The sequence below is a fragment of the Legionella santicrucis genome (assembly GCF_001468135.1).
Lineage (GTDB): Bacteria > Pseudomonadota > Gammaproteobacteria > Legionellales > Legionellaceae > Legionella > Legionella santicrucis.
Genome location: NZ_LNYU01000078.1, coordinates 82,260 through 84,408, shown reverse-complemented (window position 1 = coordinate 84,408; position 2,149 = coordinate 82,260). Strand labels below are relative to the sequence as shown.

Genomic DNA, 2,149 nt, shown 5'->3' with positions numbered 1-2,149 from the left:
CGGGTTAGTCAAGGGCTTTTTCTTAAGTGTCTTGTAGTGTCTTGATACCTGAGACAGTTCCTTTTTGACGTCTTGAATTTTATCCCTTATTGCCGCATCGAACTTTTGGTCTTCTTGCTTCGTTGCTTTCTTACCCATTTTCCCCAGGGCTTCAATAGCTTCTGCATGTGGCAAGAGGGCGCGAAAACGAGGGTTGGCAAGGTAGAGGTTGGCCAATTTTAGCCATTGTGGAAACGCACAAGTATTTTCTTTGGGTAGCTCAAATAAGCACGCATCATGAACCAGGTAGTTGTAGGCATTTTGGTCTTTAAATTGGAGTAAATAATTTAATACCGCTTTTTCATCCTTAAAAATCGTAGCTAGTTTCAAAGCATGGTCTTCAGCAACCCCATTGTGCTCCACAATAAGGGCTAATTGGCATAAAGGAAGTACTTTTTGATAACAGTCATGATGAATAAATCCCTTATCATTTGGAGGAAGGGTCGCGTTAGGCAACGCCGTTGCCTCTATAAAGTCACCTAATCCCCATTGCTGTAATGTGGCCTTCATGAAAGAGGCACCTTCATCACCATAATCATGGTGAATACGCTCGATGAGCTCATTGGCTTTGTCACTAAAGACGAGTGATTTTTGTTGTAATCCCTGGATGGTTTGGAGCTCTTGTAGAATATCCAGCATGGGCAAGGTCGGCATATTTTCTTTCTCTAAGGTTGGATCATGTGAGGTGGCCAAATTAGCTTTTTACTGATCGCATAGGGTTCACTAAAAGTAAAATCAGTACAACAAAACCAAAAATGGTTCGCTTTTTTTCTGTGTGTTCATATTTTAATCTATAGGGTTGCTCAATATAACTGTCAAAAATGAACAGGTTACAAAAGATGAAAAAAATAAAATTAGTGAAAGGCAAGTATCTGTTTTAGAAATGATAAAAACTAAATCTGGTCACATAATCGTTAAAAGACACAAACGATAGTCAAGATATAAGCGCGTACTATACAAATAACATAACCTATTGAAAACAATTCAATAACAATAGAAGTTAGTTTTCTTTCAAACATTTTTATCGTCTGATAATTGGGAATTAGTTAATGTATATTATCAAAATATATCGTTATTTATTCCGAAAAATCCAGACTGTTATCCCGAAAAATCCAATACGCTACCCCTAAATTTCCATATCAGTCTTCATTAGTCGTTTGTCCTTTTTGTAGAATCTTTCCATTACAAAGACTCTTCAAAAAGTCGATCAGCTCCAATTAAAGGAATTATCCGAAATAGTACTTCCTCCATGATGGGATGCTCCGCTTCTATAATAAATGTTGCCTTCCTATCTTTCCAAGATAAGGTTTGGATTAAACTGGCAGCAACAACGGATGGTTGATCCAAATTATTCACGGGAACTTCAGTACTTCCACTACGAATACTAGTGCTAATAGGGCAGCAAATGACTAACCCTGTTGCTTCATTATACTCTTTTGAAGATAAGACCAAAGTAGGACGATATTTTCCTATTTCTTTACCTTTTGTTGGTTCAAAATCAAGCCATATAATATGATTGCGTTCTGGTATATAGGATTTTCCCATTACTTTTCAACCTCATTTGATAAAGGCGAAGCCAGTAAGTCGGCATGAGCTTTTTCAGGCGATAATCCTTTTAAAAGATCTGCTTCCTTAAAGGGAAATCGATTTTTTCTCTTGGATTTTGTCACTGTAAAGCCATCTTCAGTAACTTCTATATCTACTTCTGATCCTTCTTTAAATTGAGGGATTTCTCGTATTGAACCACCTATACGTAATGCTAAACCATTACCCCACTTTTGAATTTTTGCATGTATTTTCATAAAGTCCACCAATTGTATCAACAATGTATCTATTTAGTATATACGATGTATCAATGCTACTGCAAATATTTGTAGTACTATTAAATAATAAGTGGGACAGGTGGAGCAAGTGGGGCAACAGTATAAATACTGGGTTTTAGGTGTCTCAATACATAATGTTTAATTGGGACAAATGGGACAAACTCTGACAGTAAAAATTTTTTAGTAACCATGAATATCATTGAATAACAATGAGCTCACAGGCCTTGAAAGCGCTTGACACCCTTCGCTGTGCGCCAAGGAAGGCTGAAAGCCGAGGCGCATAGTCC

At 37.2% G+C, this 2,149-nt stretch carries 3 protein-coding genes; all 3 read right to left on the bottom strand.

Annotated features, from left to right (window positions below):
• On the bottom strand, positions 1-732 hold a 732-nt coding region (locus Lsan_RS13310; protein ID WP_193392715.1), incomplete at its 3' end, for a hypothetical protein.
• 489 nt (positions 733-1,221) lie between these two features.
• The gene (locus Lsan_RS13305) at positions 1,222-1,584 is read right to left on the bottom strand and encodes a type II toxin-antitoxin system PemK/MazF family toxin (protein ID WP_058514707.1); all 363 of its coding nucleotides are present in this window, start codon (positions 1,582-1,584) and stop codon (positions 1,222-1,224) included.
• Positions 1,584-1,841: an AbrB/MazE/SpoVT family DNA-binding domain-containing protein gene (locus Lsan_RS13300; protein ID WP_058514706.1), complete on the bottom strand. Its 258-nt coding sequence runs from the start codon at positions 1,839-1,841 to the stop codon at positions 1,584-1,586. The genes Lsan_RS13305 and Lsan_RS13300 overlap by 1 nt, the downstream gene beginning before the upstream one ends.
• Positions 1,842-2,149 lie beyond the last annotated feature (308 nt).